This is a genomic window from Thermoanaerobacterium sp. PSU-2 (assembly GCF_002102475.1).
Lineage (GTDB): Bacteria > Bacillota > Thermoanaerobacteria > Thermoanaerobacterales > Thermoanaerobacteraceae > Thermoanaerobacterium.
In genome coordinates this window covers 66,393-90,902 of sequence record NZ_MSQD01000012.1, presented here as the reverse complement: position 1 = coordinate 90,902, position 24,510 = coordinate 66,393, and the positions used below count along the sequence as shown (strand labels likewise).

Genomic DNA, 24,510 nt, shown 5'->3' with positions numbered 1-24,510 from the left:
AATAATTTTAGAATCAATATATAGTCGAATAATCTGTGCTTCATTAATATACCACATTTATTATTTATATTGCAATACTCCTATTGCCTAAATTACAGCCAATAATTCATTTTATGTCTAATTATCTTATAAATGCTTGATTTTTTCTCGTTTTATGTTAATTTTATGTAAAATTTTTGAGGCATCAATAGATGCCCCTAATACTCATTTTTTATTTGAAAGTATATTTTGCACTTGCTGTGTAGCCTGCTGCTGTTGATTCAGTTTGTTATTTGAATTTATATAATTCAATCTATTGTTTAGCATATTTACGTGCCTTTGCATATCTTGCTGCATCTGCTGAAACATCTGCTTAGCTGCTGGATCATCTGTCGCGCTGGCAAACTGCGCGTACGTTCCAAGTGCAGACTGTGCTGCAGCAACAGCCTTTTCGATATCGCTTTTTACAGTCATCTTTGTAACCTCCTTAATAAAATATTACCTTTTTTATTATTTCTATTAAGGAGATTATTTACACTTATAATTATTTGGAAATTTATATTACACGATATACTGCAACACAATAAGCAAAATCACTCCAGGTATGCCTAAAAAGCCTACAACTAAAGCTGTTATAGGATTTATGCCGACATATATTCCAAATGTCTTTCCAGCCATATTCATAAAAAACAAGACTAATGCTCCTACTACTCCATTTAAAATAAGCCTTATAAGAAATTTTCTCGGTACAACCAATAACCACCCAAGTATGTATAATAAAAAAAGTCCCACTACATATGCTATTATTATATTGTATTCAATGCTTAAATTCATAAAAATTCCCCCTTAATACATCCTATGATTATTATATTAAGAGGGGGACAAATTATGATATAAGCGAATTGAAATTATCAAAATTCACACCGTTTTCTTTAGCTTTTTTAAGTAAATAAGTATACTTCTTTCTCAATGACTCTATGTTGTAAATAGCTTGATCAATTAAGTCAGGATCTGTAACACTTTGAAAATACATTTCCGCATCTTTTAACTGTCTCATGGTGTTTTTCACTTCATCTATCAAAGCATCATTTTCATCATTTGTTTCTTCTTTTGTAGCTGATATCTCCCTAAAAATTTTATATAGCGTGCCCATATAATACCTCCTCATCCATATTATTGACAGTTATATGGATGAGTATACTTATTTGTTCACTTTTTGTATTTCTCTTATTATCTCCAGCGATTTCCCATCTACCTTATTTTGCTTGACCAATTTATAGATCACATCGATTGCTTCAATATGTGACATACCTTTTCTATAGGGCCTATCTTCTGTTAGTGCTTGGTATATATCGCAAACAGCCATAAGCCTTGAAATTTCATCAAGGTCTTCTTCAGTAAGTCCTTCAGGATACCCTGAGCCATCTAATTTCTCATGGTGATTTGCAGCCCACTCAGCTATATCATCAATTTCTCCTATCTCCCGTAGTATTTTTTTAGTAAAGTATGTATGAGACTTTATCGTCGTAAATTCTTCTTCAGTAAGCTTTCCTGGTTTGTCCAATATTTCATTTGGTATGGCCAATTTGCCTAAATCATGCAAAAGGCCTGCTATTTTCACCTTTTGAACTGTAATTTGATCGTATCCGGAAAGCATCGCTGCTTTATGTGCAATTTCAGATATGCCTTTTGAATGGTTGTACGTAAAATGACTTTTGTTATCAATTATTTTTGAAAAAACTTCGGCGATACTCTCAAGATCATCTATTCCAATCACCATAATTTCATTTCTTATGTACGGATTTAAGACATCAAACTGATTATAATTTTCATAATCCAGCCAAAACTTTTCTTGCTTCATTAGATCTTTAAACATGCTTACCAATAGAGGATTAAACGCCTTTTTGGATTCTAAATCAAGCCATTTCTTTATGTTTTCCCTTGTATCGTACTCATTGAGTTTCTTGGATATAATGCTGTACCTTATATCAAATTGATCAGCTAAATATATTATCTGTGCTTCTAAAGGAATAGAGTTTCCACTAAGATGGAAATGCCCACTTCCATCCCAATTTTCATGATGATACTTGATGATTTCGGAAAACTCATCCCCTTTAGGCATCCCTTTTACAAATTCACTTCCTTTAAGGGAATGCTTCCACGTGCTGTCATGGTTAATGTCCTCAACTACATCGCTTTTCCCTATATCATGCAAAAAAGCAGAATAAAAGATCTTATATTCTTCATCGTCTTTAACGCCAATATTTCGTGCCAGTCTTATGGCAACATAGGCAACTTTCCTGGCATGTCCGAAACTTCTTTTCTCCATCACATCTAATGATAGCGATAACGCTGAAAGCAATCTAAAATAGTCTAATATCAAAACCTCATACCCCCTCCTTCTATACTTCTATAATACATTATTTAAAACAAACTTCCAATATAGTATCCTAAAAAAGCGCCAATAAGTCCAACGACGACAGTAACAAATGAATACAAAAATGCATGTATATAATGTTTTTTGCGAAAAAGATCTATTGTCTCATGAGAAAATGTGGAATATGTAGTAAAAGCACCTATAAATCCTGTCATGATAAACAATTTTATATCGTCATTAAATAGATGGACAAGCTTAGGACTTGATAAAAAGCTTAATAATAAAGCGCCAGTAACATTTATGATAAATGTCTCTAATGGCACTACAAATTCCCTATTTTCTTTTATGTGCCTTGATATTTCATACCTCAATATTGCTCCAAAAACTCCTCCTAAACCTACTAACAGCATATTTAGCATCAATTTTCTTCACGCCCTTTAATCATTTTTGCAGTCTTATCTCCTAATTCAAATCCCATAAATGACATGATAAATCCTATAAATATTGATAGAAGCACATACAATATCGCAACAGCGATTTTCCCGTTTCTTATTAGATCCATAGTCTCTTTAGTAAAAGTGGAGAATGTAGTAAAAGCACCTATAAATCCTGTTGTAATAGCAAGTCTTATATTGAAATTTACATTAAATTCTTCAAGGGCTAAATTTGAAATATAGCTTAACAAAAATGATCCAAAGATATTAATAAAAAAGGTTTCAACGGGAAATACTGTATGCAATATACTTTGATAGTAAGTAGAAATTAGATATCTCAAAATTGCCCCAAAAAAACCACCAACACCTATATAGACGTATTCCATGTAAATCACCCTCCATTTTCATAAAACAGTAATAAATAAGCTCCTATTGAGTTAGTATACCCAATAGGAGCCATCAGCATCATTGCATTTAATGGTGAGCTCCATCACCTTACATCAACAATTATATCATAGATTTGTTTTTAAAGTAAATATTTTATATAAAATTTACATTTTATTTAAAGTGTCAATCTTATTAAGTAATTCTTGGTGTAATTTTTGCAATTCATCTATCTTTTTATGGAGATCTTCTATAATTAGCTCTGATTTTAAGTTAACTTTATAATCATTTTTAGAGCGAATTCTGTCTTTTGCTTCTTGCCTATTTTGGCTCATCATAATAATTGGAGCTTGAATTGCAGCAAGACATGATAAAATAAGATTAAGCAAAATAAATGGATATGGATCATAAGGACGTTTTAAAATAAAACTATTCGCAATGATCCAGGCAAAAAGCACAATTCCAAAACCTATTATAAAAACCCAGCTTCCGGCAAATTCCGCTAACTTATCTGACATTCTGTCTCCAAAAGTTAAATGCTTTTCATGCTCTTTTGAAACATCTTTAGCAACTTTCTCATTAATAATCATATGAATAATATCTTCTTCAATCATTTCAGAATCATCTATATCTTCTAATATAACTTTAATCAAGTCCTTTTTCGAAAAATTCTTTGTCATATTCATCCCTCATTTCATTGTAAAAATAAATATTGGTTAAAATTTTATGTTGATAGATATCAAACGCATTACAAGATTTAAATTTACTTTCCGTTAATTTAATGACGTGCATCATACTTTGTATAATTTTTATATAACTTCACTTTGTATTGTATTAACTTGTTTATTATCCACTTCATTGTCATCATGCAACACTTTGAAGAGACTTTCTATTGTACACATTTTTTTGTTTTCTAAACTTTCTATAAACCTGTTTATATCATTATCAAAAAGCTTGAAAACAGCCGCAAAAGTATTTCCATCATAAACAGACTCATTAAACGAAGCGCCATTATCAGTAAAAAATTTTAAAATATTTTTTATATTAAACTTGTAAAATGGTTTAAGTTTTATATAAAATACATCTGTAAAACTACCATTAAAAACTGAAATGCGTTTAGACGTATGATTCGTTTTTATATCATAATTCAATAGTATATCTATTAAATCTGCAACAACCGAATCACCTGTAGGCATTTGTCCTGCACCTTTTCCAATAAAAATTAGCTCTTTAAAACTGTCTCCTCTCAGTATAACAGCATTGTTTACATCACCAACACTTGCTAAAATGTTGCTATCTTCTATCAATATAGGCTCTACACTCGCATAGACGTTTCCTTTCTCGTATTTAGCCCATGCAAATGGTTTAATCTTGTATCCCAATTTTTCAGCATAATATATATCGTCATTTTTTATTTCATTTATACCATATCTCAATATTGAATTAGCAGAAACATCAGCATCGAATGCTTTTTTTATAAGAATCACAAGCTTATACAAAGCATCGAATCCTTTTATATCGTAATCCGGATTGCTTTCAGCATAACCTCTTTTTTGAGCTGATAAAAGTGCTTCATCATATTTCATTCCCTTTTCTGTTATTTGCGTCAATATGTAGTTTGTAGTACCGTTTATTATCCCTCCTACGAAATTTATTTCATCGGTTATTTTGAGCCTCTCAATTTGATGTATAATGGGGATTGCTCCAGCGACACTTGCTTCAAATTTCAAAAATACACCATTTTCATCTGCCATTTTTCTAAGCTCGTCTCCATATTTTGCTATTAACTCTTTGTTTGCAGTAATTACATGTTTTTTAGAAATTATCGCCTTTTTTACGTACTCGTAAGCAGGATCAATTCCTCCCATTACTTCAATTATTGCACTTATTTCGCTATCACACAAGATTTCGTTAGCATCAGTTGTTAGTATTTCATCTACACCATTAACATTTCTCGGCTTATCAGGATGCTTCACTAGTATTTTTTTTATTTCGGGATAAAACCCCGTTTTTTGTTTTATATGCTGTTTTCTTGATGCGACTATTTTATAGACTCCGCTTCCTACTGTTCCAAATCCCAACAATCCAATCTTAAATTCCATGTGGCATACCTCCTAAAAATTTTTGGCCCTCTTCAATGAGAAGAGGGCCAAAATACGCCACTCCTCTCATCTCTCAGGTTTTCCCTGCAGGATTTGGCACCAAACGCATATAAATGCCGGTTGCCGGGTTTCATCGGGCCAGTCCCTCCACCACTCTTGATAAGAGGCCTTCAATATTCTCTTTTAAATTTGTTGATATTTATATTATCACTTTATACGCTAAGAATCAATACATATTTTTAGATTTTTTATCTTTTCCACATTTTCTTACATCAACATAGTACCTTTTAGTTAAAAGATTCAATTTCGATCACTTACATTTCCCTTCTGCCTTCTAAAGCCCTTGACAGTGTTACAGAATCTGTGTATTCGAGGTCACCGCCTACCGGTACACCATGTGCAATTCTTGTCACCTTTATTCCAAAAGGTTTTATAAGCTTTGCGATGTACATTGCAGTTGCCTCGCCTTCTATGTCTGGATTTGTAGCTAATATTATTTCATTGATTTCAGCATCTTTTATCCTCTCCAACAGCTCTTTTATCTTTATATCCTCTGGACCTATTCCATCCATAGGCGATATTGCACCGTGAAGTACATGGTATAAGCCTCGATATTCCCTCGTCTTTTCCATCGCTACTACATCTTTGGGATCGGAAACTACACATATGGTATGTGTATCCCTCGTCTCATCACTGCATATACTGCAAAGCTCACTGTCAGTAAAGTTATAGCACTTTTTACAGTATCTTAAATTGTTCTTTGCCTCTAAAATAGCATTAGACAAGTTAACAACATCGTCTAAAGGCATATCTAAGATGTAAAACGCCAGCCTCTGAGCTGTCTTGCGTCCAATGCCGGGAAGTCTTGATAATTCATCAATAAGCCTTGACAATGACCTCGAATATACGTTCATTAATTAATTCACCTCAGAACAAGCCAGGTATGTTGAAACCTCCTGTTATTTTTCCCATCTCTTCTGCAATCATCTTTTCAGCACTTCTTAAAGCTTGATTTACTGCAGCCAATACAAGATCCTCCAGCATCTCTACATCGTCTTTGTCAACGACATCCGGATCGATCTTTATGCTTATAAGCTCCTTTCTGCCATTTGCCACTACCTTTACAGCTCCACCGCCTGCAGACTCCTCAACCGTCTTGTTTTCAAGCTCCTCCTGCATTTTCTTCATTTGCTCCTGCATCTGCTGCGCTTGCTTTATCATGTTATTCATGTTGAAACCGCCAGGAAATCCTCCTTTAGCCATCCAAATACCTCCTAATTAATTTTGTATTCTCTCTTATTTATATGCTAATTTTGACTCAGTAGTGATTAATCAATCTATTATTTCTACATCGCCAAAATATTTTCTTACTGCCTCAATTAACTGTTCATCTTCATTTTTTTCTTCTGTAGCAAAAACTATGTTGTAATCATTACCTGTCAGTCTTTTAATAGCATCTTTGATGTAATCTTTATTTTCGATTTTATTAAGCTCTTCTTTGTAAAACACATGCTCCTTTGGATATTCTATCACAAAATTGCCATCTTTCAAATACGGTTTGCCTAAGCTTAAAAAAGAAAAAATCATCGGTCTGTCTTTCTTTATCATGCTTAATAGTTTTTTGAAAACTTCATTCACATTTATCTCAATGCTCTTATCTACTTTATCAACTATATCATCAGTTTTTTTCGCTTCTTTTTTTACCACTACATCATCAAAAGCCCTCTCAGATTTTAAAGTTTTATCATCAGCGACAATATCCTTCTCTACAGATGGCATTACTTTTCCATTTTTAATCACATTTTCCAACATACTTAGTCTATCTAAAATACTGTCCATATCAGGTGAGATTTCCGGATTTATAAGCTTAAGCAATGTTATCTCCAGCATTATTCTTGGAGATTGAGCATATCTTATTTTTCCCTGAAGATCTATCAATTTCTCTAACACATTTGATAAAAACGCCATGTCAAATAAAGAAGCCTTCTCAATTACATCATTTATCTCTGTTTCTAATATCTCTTCTGACTCATCACCACATGTCTTATATACAATCACATCTCTCAAAAAAGACAATAAAGCCTTCACCAAATTATTTACGTCTATGCCGTAAAGCATCAACTTATCTATCTGTTTTATGGTTTCTTTTCCATCTCTATCGTTTAAACTATTCACTAAAGCAAACAATGTATCATCATTTACAGTGCCAAGTATATCACACACATCATCATACGTTAAAACATCGTTGTATGAAGCACACTGCTCAAGTATGCTTATAGCATCCCTCATAGAGCCATTTCCATGCTTTGCAATCAGTGCAATTGCTTTACTGTCTATTTTTATTTGGCTGTCTTCAGCTATCTTCTTTATATTCTGTGAAATAACTTTCGATGATATCCTTTTAAAGTCAAACCTTTGACACCTTGACAAAATAGTTGCAGGTATCTTATTTGGCTCAGTTGTAGCCAGAATAAATATCGCGTGTTGCGGAGGCTCTTCAAGCGTCTTTAAAAGGGCATTAAAAGCACTGCCAGACAGCATATGGACTTCATCGATAATGTACACCTTGTACTTACATGAAGAAGGAGCATATATGACGTTATCCCTCAATTCCCTTACATCATCAACGCTGTTATTCGATGCCGCATCTATCTCTATTATGTCCATGAGAGAATTGTTATTGGCAGACTGGCATATCTGACATTTGTTGCATGGCTCCCCATCTACGCTATTAGGGCAATTAACAGCTTTTGCAAAAATCTTTGCAACACTTGTCTTGCCTGTACCTCTTGTACCGCAAAAAAGATATGCATGTCCTATTCGCCCACTTTTTATCTGATTTTTTAAAGTCCTGACAATATGATTTTGCCCCAAAACTTCCCCAAAGCTTCTAGGCCTATACTTTCTGTACAGTGATTGGTACATAGAAAAACACCTCATTTACTTAATTGTAACAAAAAAAAGGATACTTTTCTATATCCTTTTAGTTTGCTACTTCCGTTTCTACTTTAATCCTCTCCATCTTTTTTCTGTCTCTCATGTATATAGATATTACACTGTCAACAACCCTCGGATTAAACTGGGTGCCTTTGTACTTCAATAATTCATTTACAGCCTCGTCAAAGGAAATCCCTTTCCTATACGATCTATCAGATGTCATGGCATCGAATGAATCTGCCACACACAGTATCGCAGCAATCAATGGTATGTTGTCGTCATTAAGCCCAAATGGATATCCTTTCCCATCGTATCTTTCGTGGTGTTTTTCAATTCCATCCATTATATCCTTAGATAGTCCAATTGGTTCCAATATTTTTCTAGATATTTTTGGATGTTGCTTTATCTTGTCGTACTCATCATTTGTAAGCTTGCCAGGCTTGGTAAGTATACTGTCAGCCACCCCTATCTTTCCTATATCATGCAACAGACCAGCAATTCTTATCTTTTCTATTTCATCTTTTGGCAGTCCCATGCTTTCGGCTATAATTGCAGCGTACTTCGAAACTCTAAGCGAATGCCCCTTTGTGTATTTATCCTTTGCCTCAACAGCATGAGCCAAAGCGTCGATGGTCCTAAAGTACCAATTCCTCATGTCGTCATACAGATTTGCATTTTCTATGGCAACAGACACACTATCAGCAACAGATCTCAACAAGCTTATATCATTGGCAAGCTTTGAAGTTGTTAATATATTTAAGATTCCCACAGCCTTATCTTTAGATATGAGTGGAACAGCTATCACGTTTTTTACATTTAATTCTTTCAATCGCAAAAGCAAATTATCATCTATCGGGAATTTATTAGGATCCAAAACAGTAATCTCTTTTGAAACAAGAAGCTTAACATTTTCATCCGACGACAACGACAACTCTTTTAAAAGAGGCATGTCTCTCAATTCCCCTGCTGCTACCATAAGCTCTAATCTTCCTGACTCATTTATCGTCCTTATGGTACAAAGTGGTGAAGAAAGAATGGTGGATATTTTTTCAGCAATAGAATATAAAACATCTCGAGGTTCTAAATTTTTAGTCAACAATTGCGTCACATTTCCTATGGCCAGAATCTGCCTATTTCTCTCCATTATCTCTTTTTTCGCATTATTGTAATCAGTTATATCCCTCGACAAGCCTTGAATTCCCAATATCTCATTTTCATTGTTCTTTATTACCTTGGCTCTCGTTTCTGTAAGGAGTATTGAACCATCTCTTTTTTTGAATTTTATTTCCGCCATGCTTATTCTGCCATTCATCAGATCTTCCATGATCTTCTTATCGTCGTCATGAACGAATTCTGTGATTTTTCTGCCTGTCATCTCGTCTGGCATATAATCTAAATACCTTACTGATCTATTATTAATAAACTCTATATTATATTCACTATCAGTAAACCAAAGAATATCTGAAATATTGTCTACCAACGTCCTATACTTTGATTCCGATTTCTCAAGCTCGTTTGTCACAGCTTCCATCTGCTCATAAGATGCCTCAAGCTCTGCATAGTAATCTTGCAATTCGTTGTTTTTCTTTAAAAGCTCCTGAGACTCCCTTTTTAACTCTTCATAAGTTGACTTTAGCTTATGTGACATTTCTCTGAAACTTCTTGATAACTCTACAAATTCTTCTGAAACATCTATATCGATATTATAATCGTATTCACCATCTATTATACGTTTAACGCCTTCATTCAACTTTTCTATTGGATATGACAAGTGCTTTGACTCTGTCATTGCTATAAAAGCCGAAATAAACAATATCAAAAAAGAAGCAAATATGTTATTGCCTATGCCTTTTACTATGTGGACAAACGAAAGTAGATATACAAAGACTGAAACTCCGAATATTATGACGAACAAGCGATTGCGATAACTTCTAAACATAAATACCTCCCTAAGCAGTAAAAGTCACTATTAGTATTTTCGACAATGCGCAAAAAAACTTTACACAAATTTTAAATATCAGAATATTTTTTTGATAAAATATTTTTTATGTACGTATTAAAATTTTTTAGTAAAATATAATAAAATAAAAAGGCCGCACACCCGACTCTGTCATGTTACCATAAGCGTTACATAAGCAGTTAACTCCACTCAAGCACTCCCCCGGCACATGGAAGTATTTGCTTACCGTTGCTTCCTTCCAGACCTGGCGGGGTTCACAAATTTCCATTGCGGAGGACTTGAATATCATAATCACTTACTTATGCCAGCCTTACAGTAATCATGCCTCGGCTCGGGAATTCGACCCTGCTATAGCGGATTGCAGGTTACAGGGCACCGCTACCTCCCCATCTAGTACGGCCATGTAAGTCCTTTTCAACTTACAACATTATTTTGTGCAATGCAAGACCTATTATACATCGTCTATATGTAAAAATCAACACATGGATTGAAATTTTTAATGGATGTTATGGATTAAGATGGGAATTACATTTAATGGCGGAGAGAGAGGGATTCGAACCCTCGGTACCCGTTTTGAGGGTACACACGATTTCCAGTCGTGCGCCTTAGACCAGCTCAGCCATCTCTCCATGATATTTCCATGGCGGAGAGAGTGAGATTCGAACTCACGAGGCGGGAATCCGCCCACTCGCTTTCGAGGCGAGCGCTTTCGACCACTCAGCCATCTCTCCAGATTACCTTAGTCTACTAAAAAAATCATTTATCAGTTTTTTGCACTCATCTTCCATGATGCCAAAATAAACTTCTGCTTTTTTATTTAAAAGATCATATACAGTGCCTGCAGCACCGCTATCACGGCTCTCTGCGCCTATATACACTCTTTTTATTCTGGACTCTATTATCGCGCCTGCGCACATTGGACATGGCTCTAATGTGACGTACAGCGATGCACCATTAAGTCTCCAATCACCAATGCTTTTGCAAGCATCCTTTATAGCATTGATCTCTGCGTGCTGCGTCGCATCTTTTTCTGTTTCTTTCAGATTATGGCCTCTACCGATGATGATGCCATCTTTAACTACAACTGCACCAACCGGCATCTCTCCAAGCATAAAGCTTAGTATAGCCTCATCTATAGCAGACTTCATAAATTCGTTGTACATCTTAATCACACAAATGGTGCGCCCGAGAGGACTCGAACCTCCGGCACACGGTTTAGGAAACCGTTGCTCTATCCTGCTGAGCTACGGGCGCATGATTTATATTATAAATAAAATTTCAAATTTGTCAATATCATAGTGGTGCGCCCGACAGGATTCGAACCCGTGGCCTTTTGATTCGTAGTCAAACGCTCTATCCAACTGAGCTACGGGCGCACACTTACATACTTTATAATACCACAATTTATTTTTATTTGCAAATGCTAAATTAATCCCCGCTTAAAAAGGGCTATAGACTTTTATCTATAACCCTTACTTTATTACTGCATTCCTGTTTGTGTCGTATTCTGCTGATTTGCTTGCTGATTTAAGAAATTGGCCTGTGCTTGCTGAGCTTGTTGAGCTTGCAACTGTGGTGTCAACTGCTGCAATTGCTGATTTGATGAATCTAATATTTTGCTCATCTGTGCAAATACTTGGTTTGCCTGTATGCTTTGTTGAGCCTGTTGAAGTGCAGCCATAGCCTGTTGTAATGCTTGCTGAACCTGTATATCTGTCTGCTGCTGCTGTTGTTGCGCTTGAGCTTTTACTTGATTTAATAATTGCTGGAATTGCTGCGGTGTGACATTTATGCCCATGCTCTGCAATTGTTGCTGAAATTGCTGCGCTTGCTGCTGTGCCTGTTGTTGAGCTTGTTGCTGTGCTTGATTGTTTTTGCCAAATCTTGCACTTAATTCTTCAGACACTTCACTATTTACTTTTTCACCTAGGTAATCCTCAAATTCTCTCCTATTCAATGTAAACCCTCCTTTAAAAAATTTCCCCGTTATTTAATATTCCCTTTATGATTAGAATTAGTAAATGAAAATTTTACTATTGAAAATTTTCCAAATTATTTACAATGTCTTCGTATATTTTTATCCTATTCATGCCTTCTCTGGCGATGTACAAATTATTTAATGCCGTATTTAGATTGTTTACAAGTTGCGGCGGCAAGTCATACACGTATTCTACCTTTTCAGGTGTATTTTCTTTGTTTAGCTCTATGTTTAAAAGCACATCCTTTTCGATTACAGCTTTCATAGAGCTAATATCTCTTTCAAGATCTTTTAACTTGTATAGTGTCTTTTTCATGTTATCCAGATTGTCTTTTAGAGTTTTTACGTCATTACCTAATTCATCGATATTGGAGTAAATCATGTTTTCTATTTCTTTTAAGTTATCTAATCGATTGTCAGCCTTTCTCAAATAACTTATTAGATATTTTCTATCGTTATTTTCTTCAAATTGACTTTCAATGTACTCCTTAATTTCTTTTTCGCTTTTTTCTAATTTTGCATCAATTTTTGTCACATCATTTGATAAAATCTCATTGAAGCTCATTAATTTTTCAAATATATGTTCTGTTTCTTTTATCAAATTTTCTATCTTTAATTCTGACTGCAGTATTTCCATTTAACATCACCTACATTTAGTATCTCCACTTTTAATGCAAAAAATAAAGTGCACCGCCAAATATTAATTAGCAGTGCACTTTTCATCATCACTTTTTTATGCTATTGTTTAAATCATTAAGCACGTTTCCAAGCTCATCGAGATTTTTACCGAAATCTGTCCAATCGCCATTTTTTGAAGCATTCATTGCATTATTATATATGTCATTTGCCTTCTTTATAAGCTCTTGCTGGGTTTCATTCGTCTGCACTTGTGGAACCTGTGGCTGTGTTGGAGCTTGCAAATTAAATAGCTTGTTTAATGCATTTGCAAGCGTATCCTCCATTACGATTTTATCTTTGTACGCCAGAATAACCCTTTTCACTTCAGGTATTGCATTTTCATTTGATGACTGTATATAGATAGGCTCAACGTAAAGCATAGAATCGTCAATCGGCAGTGTCAGCAAATTGCCTCTTATGATGCTTGATCCTTTTTGATCCCACAAGCTCATCTCTTTTGAAATATTCGGATCTTGATCGATCATGTTCTCAATCTGCATAGGCCCATACACGACAGTGCTTTTTGGAAACTTATAGACTACCAGTTTTCCATAGTTATTGCCATCCATCCTTGCTGCCATCCAAGCCACCATGTTATCTTTCGTGGCTGGTGTATACGGAATCATCAAAACGTACTCAGCAGTTTTTTCTCCTGGAAGCCTCATTATGACATACTGTGACTCTTCCGGTTCTATCTTACCTGTAAATTTCTCCTTTGCTATGTCCCAAGAATCTTCTTTGTTGTAAAAGACTTGCGGATCTGACATGTGATAATTTTTATAAACGCTTGCTTGTATATCAAACATATACTGAGGATACCTTATATGAGCTTTTAAGCCTTTAGGCATCTCGTCTATGTTTTTAAATAGCCCGGGAAATATCCTGCTGTACACCTTTATTATAGGGTCATTTTTGTCAGATATATAGTACTTTACATCACCTGTATAAGCATCAACGACGACTTTGACAGAATTTCTTATGTAATTTATGCCTGTATCCCCATAAGGCTCTGAATAGGGATAGTTTCCAGAATAAGTGTATGCATCAATCATCCAATACAGTTTGCCATTATCTACTACTATGTATGGATCATCATCGTATATCAAAAACGGAGCTATCCTTTGAACTCTATCCTTTATGTTTCTAAAAAGAAGCATCCTGCTATCATGCGTAATGTCAGTGGATAAAAGTATTTTTATATTGCCAGTATAAATAGTGTACAAAAGCTTGTTTAAAAACGTCATAGGTATGCCTGATTTGCCAGAGTAAAAATTTTCTTTGTTTGTGTCGCCTGAAGGGTAATCAAATTCACCTGTCTTTGTATTTACTATTGCGTACGTGTTTGTAAGCTCTCCAAAGTATATCTCTGGCCTCGTTATCTTTATATTTGTGCTGCTCACTGGCGGAATATTTTTTATCACCATGTCTGGCTGCCCTGTAGCCGTTACATCATTTACGGTTGACATCACAACGCCATACCCATGTGTGTATTTAAGGTGCATGTTGATCCAATTTTTCGCTTGGCTTGCCAGATTGTCAAGATTCATCTCCCTCGCAGATATAAAGACCTGCCTGTAATTTCCATTTATCATATACCTGTCGATATCTATGTCATTAAATTTATAGTAAAGCCTTATGCTTTGAAGCTGGTTGTATATCTGGCTTACAGGCCTATAATCATTTATCCTGATATTGTTTATGGTGTCTTGGTTTTCATCTAATACCTTTTTGTCTATATTGCCGCTTAAATCGTAATTTTTCTCTTCAACATTATTTAAGTCAAATGCTTTCTGAGTAAAGTCAATATTGTACTTCAAATAAGTCTTTTCCTTGTCAAGCTCGTTTGGCGCAACAATGAAACTTTGAACAACCATTTGTGATACAGTCGATAAGATCATGATGGCAACGATTATTACAGGTGATGCTATTATGTATTTAAGTTTTTGCCTAAATGCGCCAATCATAAACAAAATGCCGGAAACTATTGATGCCAACATTAAAATCCTGTAAAACAAAAGCCTTACATGAACATCCGTATAGCCTGCGCCAAAGACAACGCCACTTTTAGAGTACAATATGCCATACGCTTTTAAGTAATAACCCAATGAAAGAACGGCAAAAAATACAAATCCCAAAACGGCAATTTGCCTAAAAGCTATCATCAGTATCTCTTTGTTGTAAATAGCTCTAAAAAAACCTCCTCTGTCTGATATCTCATAAAACCTGGTCTTATCGGATAAGTACATAAGCCCATATACGATTATAGTGGCGACTATGAGTATCGGTATTATGATAATAAGCAAATCATATACATCTAAAAGAAATGGCAGTCTAAACATGTAAAGGCTTATGTCTTTATTAAAAATCGGATCTTTCACGCCGAAATTCGCAGAATTTATGTAAAACAAAAAGTCGTTCCACCAATTTGCAGAGATAAATACAGAAATCAAAAAGCTTACAAATATCGATATGCCTATCACCACACCTCTAAATCTTTTGCGTACACTTTTGATTTCAATGTCCTGGGCAAACTTTGCATAGTCTTTAACCATTCTATTCAGGTAGAAATAAGAAAGGATAAAGATTACTACAAACGATGGCACACCTATAGTAAGCTGTGTTAAAAACTTCTTAAAAAATACCCCTAAATAATTTAAACTGTTAAACCACTGTATGTCCACAATAAGATTTGCAAGGCTTGCAAATAAAGCTACAATTAAAAATATTGATATCAATAAAATGATTATTGCCAAATTCCCTCTTTTCAAACAAATCACCATCCTAAAATGTACTTCTTGACACTATTATAATATATCCATTTTATAAAATGCAAAGCGATTTTTATTGATTAATTTAGGCATATAATGTATATTAGAAATAAATAGAAAATGATGATTAATGAGGATGTGATATATGGATGAAAAGGGCTTTAAAAATCTCCCTCCTTGTCATTTTAGGAATCGCTTTATCTATTGGCACAGGTGCATTTATGTTTTATAGAAATTTAAACGTTGTAAACACAGAAGAAAATCCTGTCACAACCAATAATCAAGTTAAAACGTCTAAACAAAATAACAGTAGTCAGAACAAAAAAAATATACTATTTGTCGGTGATGCCGATGGTCTCTCTGACACTATATTCGTGGCAAGCTTTGATGCAAATAAAAAAGAAATCGATATGTTATCGATTCCACGCGATACATATTATCCAAGGCCAGGCTACAATGCACCAACTGAGAAAAAAATCAATGCAGCTTATTCCGAGCAGAAAATAGACGGTTTAAAAGATGCAGTGGAAAGTCTGTTGGGAATAAAAATAGACAACTACGTCATTTTAACATATGATGGCTTCAAAGATATAATTGACACCATAGGTGGTGTCGAGGTAAACATACCGTTTAACATGAAATACGACGACAACGTGGCAAATCCACCACTTCACATAAACCTAAAGAAGGGACTTCAAGTATTAGATGGTGAAGAAGCTTTGCAATTTGTTCGTTATAGACATGGCTATGCAGATGGCGATATAGGAAGAATAAATGCTCAGCAAGAATTTTTGAAATCATTCATAAAGAAAGTCACATCACCTACCATAATAACGAAGATTCCATCTCTGGCCATAACACTAAGCAAAAACTTAAAAACAGATTTGACAGCAAAAGATATCACAACGTACGCATTGGACTTCGTCAAGAATAAGCCTCAAAACATAAATACTTCTATAGTGCCAGGAGAAGGCGGATACATGGGTGATTACAGCTATTATTTTGTAGACCAGCAAAAAGCCATGGAAGTGGCATCAGAGATGTTTGGAGACGGCTTAAACAATGATTCTGTAAGCACAGTCTCGCAAATAACGTATTCACCTATAAATAATACCATTTCTGTTGCGGTCTACAATGGAACAAAAGTACAAGGACTGGCTGCAAAGTACGCTGATGAACTTAAAAATCTTGGCTTTAACGTAGTCAAAATCGCCAATGCCGATGCGAAAAATTACGATGAATCATGCGTTTACGCAAATACCAGCATTGATAAAGCCCACAAAGTTGCCAATGCTCTATCAATAAAAAACGTATTAAAAGATGAAAAATTAAGCAGTGCAGATGTCACCGTCATAATAGGTAATGATAAAAAATGAAAAGGCGCAATTGCGCCTTTTTTTCAACAAAAAAAGTAGCCTATGTATGGCGGAGAAGGAGGGACTTGAACCCTCGCGCCGGGTTATCCCCGACCTACAGTCTTAGCAGGACCGCCCCTTCACCAACTTGGGTACTTCTCCATGTCAGCTACAATCTATTTTAATATTAAATTCATGGCGGAGAGGGTGGGATTCGAACCCACGGCTCCGTTAAGAGACACTGGTTTTCAAGACCAGCTCCTTAAACCCCTCGGACACCTCTCCAAGCCGGGAACGATATAAAGTATATCATATACCGGCTAAGTTGTCAATATTCATGAATCAATTATTTAATGTTATTTAATCCTTTTACTTCCTTATAACATCACATCTCATATACGGCCTTAAAGCTTCAGGCACAACTACAGAACCATCCTTTTGCTGATAGTTTTCAAGTATTGCTGCAAAAGTCCTGCCGACTGCCACACCTGAACCATTTAGAGTATGGACATACTGGGCCTTTCCTCCATCTTTTGGCCTGTATTTGATGTTTGCTCTCCTTGCCTGAAAGTCCTCGCAGTTACTGCAAGATGATATCTCAACATACCTTCCGTAGCTTGGCATCCAAACCTCAAGGTCGTACTTCTTTGCCGCAGTGAAGCCAAGGTCTCCAGTGCATATAGATACAACCCTATAAGGTATGCCTAAAGTCTTCAGCACATCTTCAGCATCGCTTACCATCTTTTCAAGTTCTTCGTATGATTTCTCAGGCTCTGTAATCTTTACCAGTTCTACTTTATTAAACTGGTGCTGCCTTATTAATCCTCTTGTATCTCTCCCTGCAGAACCGGCTTCCTGTCTAAAACAAGCGCTATACGCACAATTGTATATAGGAAGTTTTTCACCGTCAATTATGGTCTCTCTGTACATATTTGTAACCGGAACTTCAGCAGTCGGTATCAAGAAATAATCTGTCCCAGCCACCTTAAATGCGTCTTCTTCAAATTTAGGAAGCTGTCCTGTGCCAAACATGCTTCTTCTATGAACCATAAAAGGCGGAAAAACCTCTGTGTATCCATGTTTTTCTGTGTGAAGATCCATCATGAAGTTTATTAGAGCCCTTTCCAGCCTACAGCCTAATCCTTTGTAAAACGTGAATCTGGAACCTGTAACCCGTGATGCCGCTTCAAAGTCTAAAAGCCCCAGCTCAACTCCAATGTCCCAGTGTGGCTTCACTTCAAAGTCAAATTCTCTAACATCGCCCCATCTGCGGATTTCCACGTTATCAGCATCGCTGTCTCCAACTGGAACGCTTTCATGTGGAATATTTGGTATGGTCCATAGAAGCTCTTCCAATTTCTCATCGTACTGCTTTACTTCGCTTTCCATCGCCTTGATTTTGTCGGATATTTCCTTCATCTCTTTTATCAATTCTTCAGCGTCTTTGCCTTCTTTTTTCAGTTTAGCTATGTTTTCAGATTCTTTATTTCTGGTGTTTTTCAAAGACTCCAGTTCCTTTAAGATTTCCCGTCTCTTTTCGTCAATCTCTAAAAATTCGTCGATGTTTGAGTTTTCTTTTTTAAGTTCAATAGCTTTCTTTACCTCATCTGGATTATTCCTTATCCTTTTAATATCAAGCATCATTTGCACCTCCTAATAAAAATATCCCACCCTATGTAGGGACGGGATTTCCGTGTTGCCACCCTGATTCGGCTTAAAAAGCCCTCATCACTGATTTAACGGTCGCCCGATGGTTATTAACCATAGCTCCAGGCTGGATAAATATGTACATATACTGGTTTACACCCGCCACCAGCTCTCTTAAATATAATACATACTATTGGCCCTTCAACGCTTCTTTTAACTTAAAACTAATTATACTATATAACAAATGCGATTTCAACAATTATTTGCCAATCATAGAACCAAATCTGCTTAAAGGCCAAATTCTAAATACTATTTTGCCCATTATGGCATCTTTGGATACATATTTGTTTTTCCAATACCTTGAGTCAAGAGATTGATTGCGGTTATCCCCCAACATGAAGTAGTGATTTGGCGGAACTTTATACGGCCCAAATGTCTCATTTTTATTCATAGGCTCTTTAAGGTATGGCTCTTTTACTGGCTTTCCATTTCTATACAATATCCCATTTTTGATCTCAATGGTATCTCCGCCAATTCCGATTACCCTTTTTACAAAGCTTACAGACGGATCGTCGGGATACTTAAATACGACTATGTCACCTCTTTTAATAGGCTCAAATCTGTATATGAATTTTAATTCAATAAACTTATCATTAAGCTGTATTGTGTTAAGCATAGAACCTGTAGGTACGTCAACAAGCTCAAACACATACGTCCTGATAAACATAGCTATAATAAAAGCAAGCCCAATAGTAAGTATCCAACTTACAATCTCTTTTTTCGTATTGCTCTTCATCGTCCAATCTCCTTTTTTAAATATACAGTTATTATTATATCACATCAATATTTCAAATACTAACTTTATATACATTACAACAACAATGTATATAATGAATATATGTGTCAATAATTACTATATAAAATAATTTATGGGGGAATATGATGAACGAAATCAAATACCTATTAGAAATTGCCGACATAAAAGACACAGAGTACAAAAACACTTTAGCTTTGACATCTTTGATAGAATTGCTTATCGAAAAAGGAATAATATCTCAATCAGAAATAGCTAAAAAATCATATGAAATCAAAATAAAGACCGCCCAATAAATAAAATCCGGCAAAACCGGATTTTATTTATTCGTTTATGTAGACACATAGCTATTCCGATACTATAATAAAGAGTAAGGAGGGGTTTTTCGTGAAAGATTTTCTCTCACGGTATCAAAGCACTATAAGAAATTCAATTGTAATATTAGCAGTCATACTGAGCTTTTACCTATTTGTGTTTAAGCTTATTCCATTTTTAATGCCTTTTGCAGTGGCATTGTTTTTGGCTATTTTAATTGACCCTGCCGTAGAGTTTTCAGAAAAAAAACTGAAAATACCAAGGGGTTTGTCATCTGCATTCTTTATACTTTTATTGATTGGAATAATCGGTCTTTTAATAAGCCTTTTAGTCACACAGCTTGTATTCGAACTCAATACTTTAGCTGAACACGCACCAAGTTACACAAAGAATTTTGATGTAGTGATATCTGATTTGATAGACAGAATTAGGAGATATTATGTATCGCTTCCTACAAACATCTCAACTTTCTTAGAAAGCAATCTTCAATCGATTTTAAATAATATATCTGTGTACGCTAAAAACTTCGCAGGATGGATATTAGGCTTGGCAACAAAGCTGCCTAACTTTTTCTTTATGTCAATAATAACAATCGTATCAACGTTCTTTTTAAGCAAAGACAAATGGCTCATATTAAACTTTATAAAAAGACAGTTTCCATCCAATTGGGCATTTCACGCTGAAAATATAAAAGGAGATCTCTTTCAAACTTTAATAGGCTTTATAAGGGCTGAAATAACCATAATGTTTATCACTTTTTTAGAAGTTTCCATAGGGCTTACGATAATAGGATTTGATTACGCATTTTTGCTGGGGCTTTTAGTCAGCTTTATAGATATACTGCCTGTTTTAGGATCAGGCTCTGTATTAGTCCCATGGGCATTGTACAACATATTCACCAAAAACTACCTTATTGGAATCTACTTGCTTATCATATATGCCATCGTCACAGTTGTAAGGCAGATGATAGAGCCAAAGATAGTCGGCCAAAGCATAGGCCTTCATCCTCTTGTAACGCTTTTATCCATGTTTATCGGTGCAAGGCTTTTCGGTGGTCTCGGGCTTATAATGGGGCCAGTTTTCGTAGTCGTCTTTAAAACATTCCAAAAATCTGGCATAATACCATCATGGAAGTAAAATACCCATCTTAAAAGCGTAATGCTCTTAAGATGGGTATTTTTTTATAAGCTTTCTATTTCCTTTATCAAATTGGCCATCTCAATTGCTGTAACAGCCGCTTCAAACCCTTTATTGCCTGACTTTGTTCCAGCCCTCATGATTGCCTGTTCAACTGTATCCGTCGTAAGGACTCCAAATATTACAGGCACATCGTAATCTACCGATATTTTTGCTACCCCTTTTGATACTTCATTTGCAACATAATCAAAATGCGGTGTATCGCCTCTTATTACAGCACCCAGCGCGATAATTGCATCGTATTTTTTTGATGTGGCCATCTTCTTTGATATAAGGGGTATTTCAAATGCGCCTGGCGTCCAAGCAATGTCAATGCTTTCATCATCTACACCATGTCTTCTTAAAGCATCCAAAGCACCATCCAAAAGTTTATTTGTTATAAATTCATTAAATCTGCTTACAACAATGCCTACTTTTAAGCCATCTCCAATGAGTTTTCCTTCATACTTTTTCAATACAATCTCTCCTTTGCTTATTTTTAAAATGAAGTAAATATGTGGTCAAATTTTTCTTTTTTTGTTTTAAGATATCTTTCATTGTGTCTATTGATTGAAACCTCTATAGGAACTCTTTCTACAATTTCAAGGCCATAACCTGAAATACCAACCAGTTTTTTGGGATTATTTGTCATTATCCTGAGTTTTTTAAGCCCAAGGTCCTTCAAAATCTGAGCTCCAATCCCATACTCTCTCATATCAGCCGGAAAACCTAATCTGATGTTGGCATCTACCGTGTCAAGTCCCTCATCCTGCAAATGATATGCTTTAATCTTGTTTAAAAGTCCTATTCCTCTGCCTTCTTGTCTTAGATACAATAGTACACCTCCTTCTTTTCCAATTTTCTCCATCGATGTATGAAGCTGATCGCCACAATCACACCTTAATGAACCCATAATGTCGCCTGTCAAACATTCTGAATGAACCCTGACTAATGTAGGACTATCAGATAAATCACCTTTCACCAACGCAACGTGTTCTTTACCTGTTAAGATTTCTTCATAACCTATTATCGTAAAATCTCCATACTTTGTGGGCAAATATGCTTCTGCCACTCTTTTCACCAGTTTTTCATTTTTTCTTCTATATTCTATGAGATCAGCGATAGATATTATTTTTAAATTAAATTTTTTCGAAAATTCAATTAGCTCTGGAAGCCTGGCCATCTTTCCATCATCTTTTATTATTTCGCAGATTACACCAGCACTTTTAAGACCTGCAAGCCTTGCTAAATCACACGCTGCTTCCGTATGTCCCGCTCTTACTAATACTCCTCCTTCTTTCGCTTCCAATGGAAATACATGTCCTGGCTTTGTAAAGTCATCCGGCATCGATTCATCATCTATAAGCATTTTTATAGTAAGTGCTCTTTCGTAAGCAGAAATTCCAGTTTTACAGTTTTTATGATCTACAGATACTGTAAAAGCAGTTTCTCTATTATCGGTATTATCAAATACCATCTTGCCAATGTTTAATTTTTTAAGCCTCTCCCCCATCATAGGAACACATACCAATCCACGGCCGTACTTTATCATAAAGTTCACATGGTCACTTGTCACTTTTTCCGCAGCCATAACTAAATCCCCTTCATTCTCTCTATCTTCATCATCGACTACAATGACCATTTTCCCATTTTTTATGTCTTCTATTGCGCTTTCAATAGTATCAAACATTTATGAACATCTCCTTATAAATAATTTTCTATTAAAAATTCATCAACGTTTTTCTTCGTCAAAAGCCTTTCTGCATACTTTGAAAGTATGTCAACTTCAATATTTACGGTATCTCCGATTCTTTTTATATTTAAAGTTGTATTGTTCTCTGTATGGGGTATAATTGACACTGTAAAGTATGAAGCTGATGATTCTACCACTGTCAAACTTATTCCATCCACAGCAATACTTCCTTTATCAGCCACATATTTTGAATATCTTTCATCAATTTTAATTTTAAATGTCGTCGTACTGTTTATTTTGTTTTTATCAATTATTGTACCAACGGTATCCACATGTCCCGTCACAATGTGTCCATTTAGCCTGCCTGATATGCTTAATGCCCTTTCTAAATTGACAATGCTTCCTATCTTTAAACTTCCTAAATTGCTTGTTTTAAGTGTTTCATACATTATATCTGATGTAAATAAATCTTTACCTATATTTGTAACCGTTAAGCATACTCCATTTACAGCTATGCTATCTCCAATTCTTACACCATCTAAGACTTTTTTGCACTCTACTGCTATTTTGGTAATATTTCCTCTTTGAATCATTTTGACCTTTCCAACTTCTTCTATAATTCCTGTAAACATCTTAACACCTACTTTTTTATATAACCTTCTATAAGTATGTCATCGTCAAATTTTTTTATATCTATCTTTTCAATCATTATTGCATCTTTAATCAAAGCAATGCCATCACCTTCCACAGGCGTTAATGAATTGCTTCCACCTATTATTTTTGGAGCAATATAAAACATAACTTTGTCTACTATTCCTTCTTTTAAAGCAGAATAGTTGAGAGTTCCTCCACCTTCTATGAGAATACTATCTATCCCTCTTTCCCCTAACGTATAGATCAATTTCTTTAGATGGACTTTATTATCTTTTTTTTCGATTGTAACAACATCAACACCCAAATCATTCAAAGCTTTCACCTTATCATGTGGCATCATATCTGTTGTAGCTATTAATGTCTTAGCAGATTTATCAATGATGACATTTGCATCTAATGGAATCCTGCCGTGACTATCCACAATAACTCTTAAAGGGTTTTTATATCCTTGCAATCTAACAGTAAGATGTGGATTATCTTTTATAACTGTATTAATACCTACCATTATTGCCATAACGCTGCCTCTAACTTTATGGACATGCTCCCTTGATTTTTCATTTGTTATCCACTTAGAATCGCCTGTAAAAGTCGATATCTTTCCATCAATTGTCATGGCGGATTTTAATATTACATAAGGTTCTCTACTTGTGATGTACTTTATAAATACTTCATTCAATTTCTCTGCTTCATCTTTTAACAATCCAGTATAAACATTTAAACCAGCTTCTTCAAGCTTTTTAATTCCTTTTCCTGCTACAAGTTCATTTGGATCCTCCATAGCGATAAAAACATTTTTTATGCCTGATTTTATGACAGCATCGACACAAGGTGGTGTTTTTCCATGATGGCAACACGGTTCCAATGTCACATAAAGCGTGGCTCCATTTACATCTTCTTTAGCATTTTTTAATGCATTTATTTCCGCATGTGGTCCTCCATAGTATTCATGATAGCCTTCACCTATAATTTTGCCATTTTTAACAATTACAGCTCCTACTAAAGGATTTGGGTTTGTGTGTCCTACATCAAGTTTAGCAAGCTTTAATGCCCTTTTCATGTATTTCTCCATAAATCACCTCAAAAAATTAGCCCTGAAGCATGTAATACTTCAGGGCATAATGACAATTGCCATTTCACCTTCTTTCATCCAGACTATACTGTCGGCTCTGGAATCTAACCAGATCTGCCATAAGGCTCGCGGGCTTTACCGCCGGTATGGAATTTCACCAATCCCTGAAGGTTTAATCTTATTTAGTTTC

Annotated in this window: 25 protein-coding genes, 6 tRNA genes, 1 other RNA gene, 3 riboswitches and 1 other annotated feature; of the genes, 3 read left to right on the top strand and 29 right to left on the bottom strand. The window is 35.2% G+C overall.

What is annotated here, in order from left to right:
• Nucleotides 1-204: 204 nt before the first annotated feature.
• The 21 genes from BVF91_RS10165 to BVF91_RS10065 form a co-directional block, all read right to left on the bottom strand.
• Complete coding sequence (locus tag BVF91_RS10165) at nt 205-453, bottom strand: DUF1657 domain-containing protein (RefSeq protein ID WP_013296629.1); 249 nt, start codon at nt 451-453, stop codon at nt 205-207.
• Nucleotides 454-540: 87 nt separating this feature from the next.
• Nucleotides 541-813, bottom strand: a complete 273-nt coding sequence (locus BVF91_RS10160) for a pro-sigmaK processing inhibitor BofA family protein (RefSeq protein ID WP_085113282.1) — start codon at nt 811-813, stop codon at nt 541-543.
• 52 nt (nt 814-865) lie between these two features.
• Entirely contained in the window at nt 866-1,132 is a 267-nt protein-coding gene (locus BVF91_RS10155) for a DUF2508 family protein (protein WP_013786879.1), read from the bottom strand.
• Nucleotides 1,133-1,180: 48 nt separating this feature from the next.
• Entirely contained in the window at nt 1,181-2,362 is a 1,182-nt protein-coding gene (locus BVF91_RS10150) for an HD-GYP domain-containing protein (protein ID WP_085113281.1), read from the bottom strand.
• 41 nt (nt 2,363-2,403) lie between these two features.
• On the bottom strand, nt 2,404-2,775 hold the full coding sequence (crcB, locus tag BVF91_RS10145; protein ID WP_085113280.1) for a fluoride efflux transporter CrcB: 372 nt from the start codon (nt 2,773-2,775) through the stop codon (nt 2,404-2,406).
• On the bottom strand, nt 2,775-3,176 hold the full coding sequence (gene crcB, locus BVF91_RS10140; protein WP_085113279.1) for a fluoride efflux transporter CrcB: 402 nt from the start codon (nt 3,174-3,176) through the stop codon (nt 2,775-2,777). The genes crcB (BVF91_RS10145) and crcB (BVF91_RS10140) overlap by 1 nt, the downstream gene beginning before the upstream one ends.
• Nucleotides 3,177-3,233: 57 nt before the next feature.
• Nucleotides 3,234-3,294, bottom strand: a riboswitch (Fluoride riboswitch).
• Between the two features lie 47 nt (nt 3,295-3,341).
• Complete coding sequence (locus tag BVF91_RS10135; protein ID WP_085113278.1) at nt 3,342-3,854, bottom strand: DUF1003 domain-containing protein; 513 nt, start codon at nt 3,852-3,854, stop codon at nt 3,342-3,344.
• 129 nt (nt 3,855-3,983) lie between these two features.
• Nucleotides 3,984-5,276: a homoserine dehydrogenase gene (locus BVF91_RS10130; protein WP_085113277.1), complete on the bottom strand. Its 1,293-nt coding sequence runs from the start codon at nt 5,274-5,276 to the stop codon at nt 3,984-3,986.
• A gap of 63 nt (nt 5,277-5,339) precedes the next feature.
• A riboswitch (SAM riboswitch) is annotated at nt 5,340-5,442 on the bottom strand.
• A 148-nt stretch (nt 5,443-5,590) separates the two neighbouring features.
• Entirely contained in the window at nt 5,591-6,190 is a 600-nt protein-coding gene (gene recR / locus BVF91_RS10125) for a recombination mediator RecR (protein WP_013786875.1), read from the bottom strand.
• 13 nt (nt 6,191-6,203) lie between these two features.
• The gene (locus BVF91_RS10120) at nt 6,204-6,539 is read right to left on the bottom strand and encodes a YbaB/EbfC family nucleoid-associated protein (protein ID WP_013786874.1); all 336 of its coding nucleotides are present in this window, start codon (nt 6,537-6,539) and stop codon (nt 6,204-6,206) included.
• Between the two features lie 69 nt (nt 6,540-6,608).
• Nucleotides 6,609-8,201, bottom strand: coding sequence for a DNA polymerase III subunit gamma/tau (gene dnaX, locus BVF91_RS10115; RefSeq protein ID WP_085113276.1), 1,593 nt, complete (start codon nt 8,199-8,201; stop codon nt 6,609-6,611).
• 58 nt (nt 8,202-8,259) lie between these two features.
• On the bottom strand, nt 8,260-10,152 hold the full coding sequence (locus BVF91_RS10110) for an HD domain-containing phosphohydrolase (protein ID WP_085113275.1): 1,893 nt from the start codon (nt 10,150-10,152) through the stop codon (nt 8,260-8,262).
• A gap of 154 nt (nt 10,153-10,306) precedes the next feature.
• Nucleotides 10,307-10,572, bottom strand: an RNA gene (gene ffs / locus BVF91_RS10105) — signal recognition particle sRNA large type.
• 136 nt (nt 10,573-10,708) lie between these two features.
• A tRNA-Ser gene (locus BVF91_RS10100) sits at nt 10,709-10,802 on the bottom strand.
• 12 nt (nt 10,803-10,814) lie between these two features.
• Nucleotides 10,815-10,904, bottom strand: a tRNA-Ser gene (locus BVF91_RS10095).
• 3 nt (nt 10,905-10,907) lie between these two features.
• On the bottom strand, nt 10,908-11,336 hold the full coding sequence (locus BVF91_RS10090; RefSeq protein WP_085113284.1) for a nucleoside deaminase: 429 nt from the start codon (nt 11,334-11,336) through the stop codon (nt 10,908-10,910).
• A gap of 14 nt (nt 11,337-11,350) precedes the next feature.
• Nucleotides 11,351-11,427, bottom strand: a tRNA-Arg gene (locus tag BVF91_RS10085).
• A gap of 45 nt (nt 11,428-11,472) precedes the next feature.
• Nucleotides 11,473-11,549, bottom strand: a tRNA-Arg gene (locus BVF91_RS10080).
• Between the two features lie 104 nt (nt 11,550-11,653).
• Complete coding sequence (locus BVF91_RS10075) at nt 11,654-12,130, bottom strand: hypothetical protein (protein ID WP_085113274.1); 477 nt, start codon at nt 12,128-12,130, stop codon at nt 11,654-11,656.
• Between the two features lie 76 nt (nt 12,131-12,206).
• Nucleotides 12,207-12,788 carry a hypothetical protein gene (locus tag BVF91_RS10070; RefSeq protein WP_085113273.1) on the bottom strand — a complete coding sequence of 194 codons (582 nt, stop codon included), beginning with the start codon at nt 12,786-12,788 and terminating at the stop codon, nt 12,207-12,209.
• A gap of 88 nt (nt 12,789-12,876) precedes the next feature.
• Complete coding sequence (locus tag BVF91_RS10065) at nt 12,877-15,597, bottom strand: UPF0182 family membrane protein (protein ID WP_502688658.1); 2,721 nt, start codon at nt 15,595-15,597, stop codon at nt 12,877-12,879.
• A gap of 149 nt (nt 15,598-15,746) precedes the next feature.
• On the opposite strand from BVF91_RS10065, the gene BVF91_RS10060 reads away from it, so the two are divergent.
• The gene (locus BVF91_RS10060) at nt 15,747-16,973 is read left to right on the top strand and encodes an LCP family protein (protein WP_085113271.1); all 1,227 of its coding nucleotides are present in this window, start codon (nt 15,747-15,749) and stop codon (nt 16,971-16,973) included.
• A 47-nt stretch (nt 16,974-17,020) separates the two neighbouring features.
• Here BVF91_RS10060 and BVF91_RS10055 read toward each other — a convergent pair.
• From BVF91_RS10055 to lepB, 4 genes are all read right to left on the bottom strand, one after another.
• Nucleotides 17,021-17,114, bottom strand: a tRNA-Ser gene (locus BVF91_RS10055).
• Between the two features lie 34 nt (nt 17,115-17,148).
• Nucleotides 17,149-17,237: transfer RNA gene (locus BVF91_RS10050), tRNA-Ser, on the bottom strand.
• Nucleotides 17,238-17,321: 84 nt separating this feature from the next.
• Nucleotides 17,322-18,593: a serine--tRNA ligase gene (serS, locus tag BVF91_RS10045; protein ID WP_085113270.1), complete on the bottom strand. Its 1,272-nt coding sequence runs from the start codon at nt 18,591-18,593 to the stop codon at nt 17,322-17,324.
• A 34-nt stretch (nt 18,594-18,627) separates the two neighbouring features.
• Nucleotides 18,628-18,813: a binding site (T-box leader), on the bottom strand.
• Nucleotides 18,814-18,858: 45 nt separating this feature from the next.
• Entirely contained in the window at nt 18,859-19,395 is a 537-nt protein-coding gene (lepB, locus tag BVF91_RS10040; protein ID WP_013786854.1) for a signal peptidase I, read from the bottom strand.
• Between the two features lie 146 nt (nt 19,396-19,541).
• Between lepB and BVF91_RS13305 the strand changes: the two genes are divergently transcribed.
• Together BVF91_RS13305 and ytvI are read left to right on the top strand one after the other, a co-directional pair.
• Complete coding sequence (locus BVF91_RS13305; RefSeq protein ID WP_013786853.1) at nt 19,542-19,709, top strand: hypothetical protein; 168 nt, start codon at nt 19,542-19,544, stop codon at nt 19,707-19,709.
• Nucleotides 19,710-19,800: 91 nt separating this feature from the next.
• Nucleotides 19,801-20,865 (top strand): sporulation integral membrane protein YtvI, encoded by a 1,065-nt coding sequence (gene ytvI, locus BVF91_RS10035; RefSeq protein WP_085113269.1) that lies wholly within the window; start codon nt 19,801-19,803, stop codon nt 20,863-20,865.
• Between the two features lie 44 nt (nt 20,866-20,909).
• On the opposite strand, the gene ribH is transcribed toward ytvI, so the two are convergent.
• Genes ribH through ribD form a run of 4 tightly spaced genes read right to left on the bottom strand, consistent with a single transcriptional unit; the run spans nt 20,910 to nt 24,320 of the window.
• Nucleotides 20,910-21,380: a 6,7-dimethyl-8-ribityllumazine synthase gene (gene ribH / locus BVF91_RS10030; protein ID WP_085113268.1), complete on the bottom strand. Its 471-nt coding sequence runs from the start codon at nt 21,378-21,380 to the stop codon at nt 20,910-20,912.
• Nucleotides 21,381-21,403: 23 nt separating this feature from the next.
• Complete coding sequence (locus BVF91_RS10025; protein ID WP_085113267.1) at nt 21,404-22,594, bottom strand: bifunctional 3,4-dihydroxy-2-butanone-4-phosphate synthase/GTP cyclohydrolase II; 1,191 nt, start codon at nt 22,592-22,594, stop codon at nt 21,404-21,406.
• Nucleotides 22,595-22,608: 14 nt separating this feature from the next.
• On the bottom strand, nt 22,609-23,229 hold the full coding sequence (locus tag BVF91_RS10020) for a riboflavin synthase (protein WP_085113266.1): 621 nt from the start codon (nt 23,227-23,229) through the stop codon (nt 22,609-22,611).
• An 8-nt stretch (nt 23,230-23,237) separates the two neighbouring features.
• Complete coding sequence (ribD, locus tag BVF91_RS10015) at nt 23,238-24,320, bottom strand: bifunctional diaminohydroxyphosphoribosylaminopyrimidine deaminase/5-amino-6-(5-phosphoribosylamino)uracil reductase RibD (RefSeq protein WP_168170203.1); 1,083 nt, start codon at nt 24,318-24,320, stop codon at nt 23,238-23,240.
• Between the two features lie 62 nt (nt 24,321-24,382).
• A riboswitch (FMN riboswitch) is annotated at nt 24,383-24,496 on the bottom strand.
• Nucleotides 24,497-24,510: the final 14 nt, after the last annotated feature.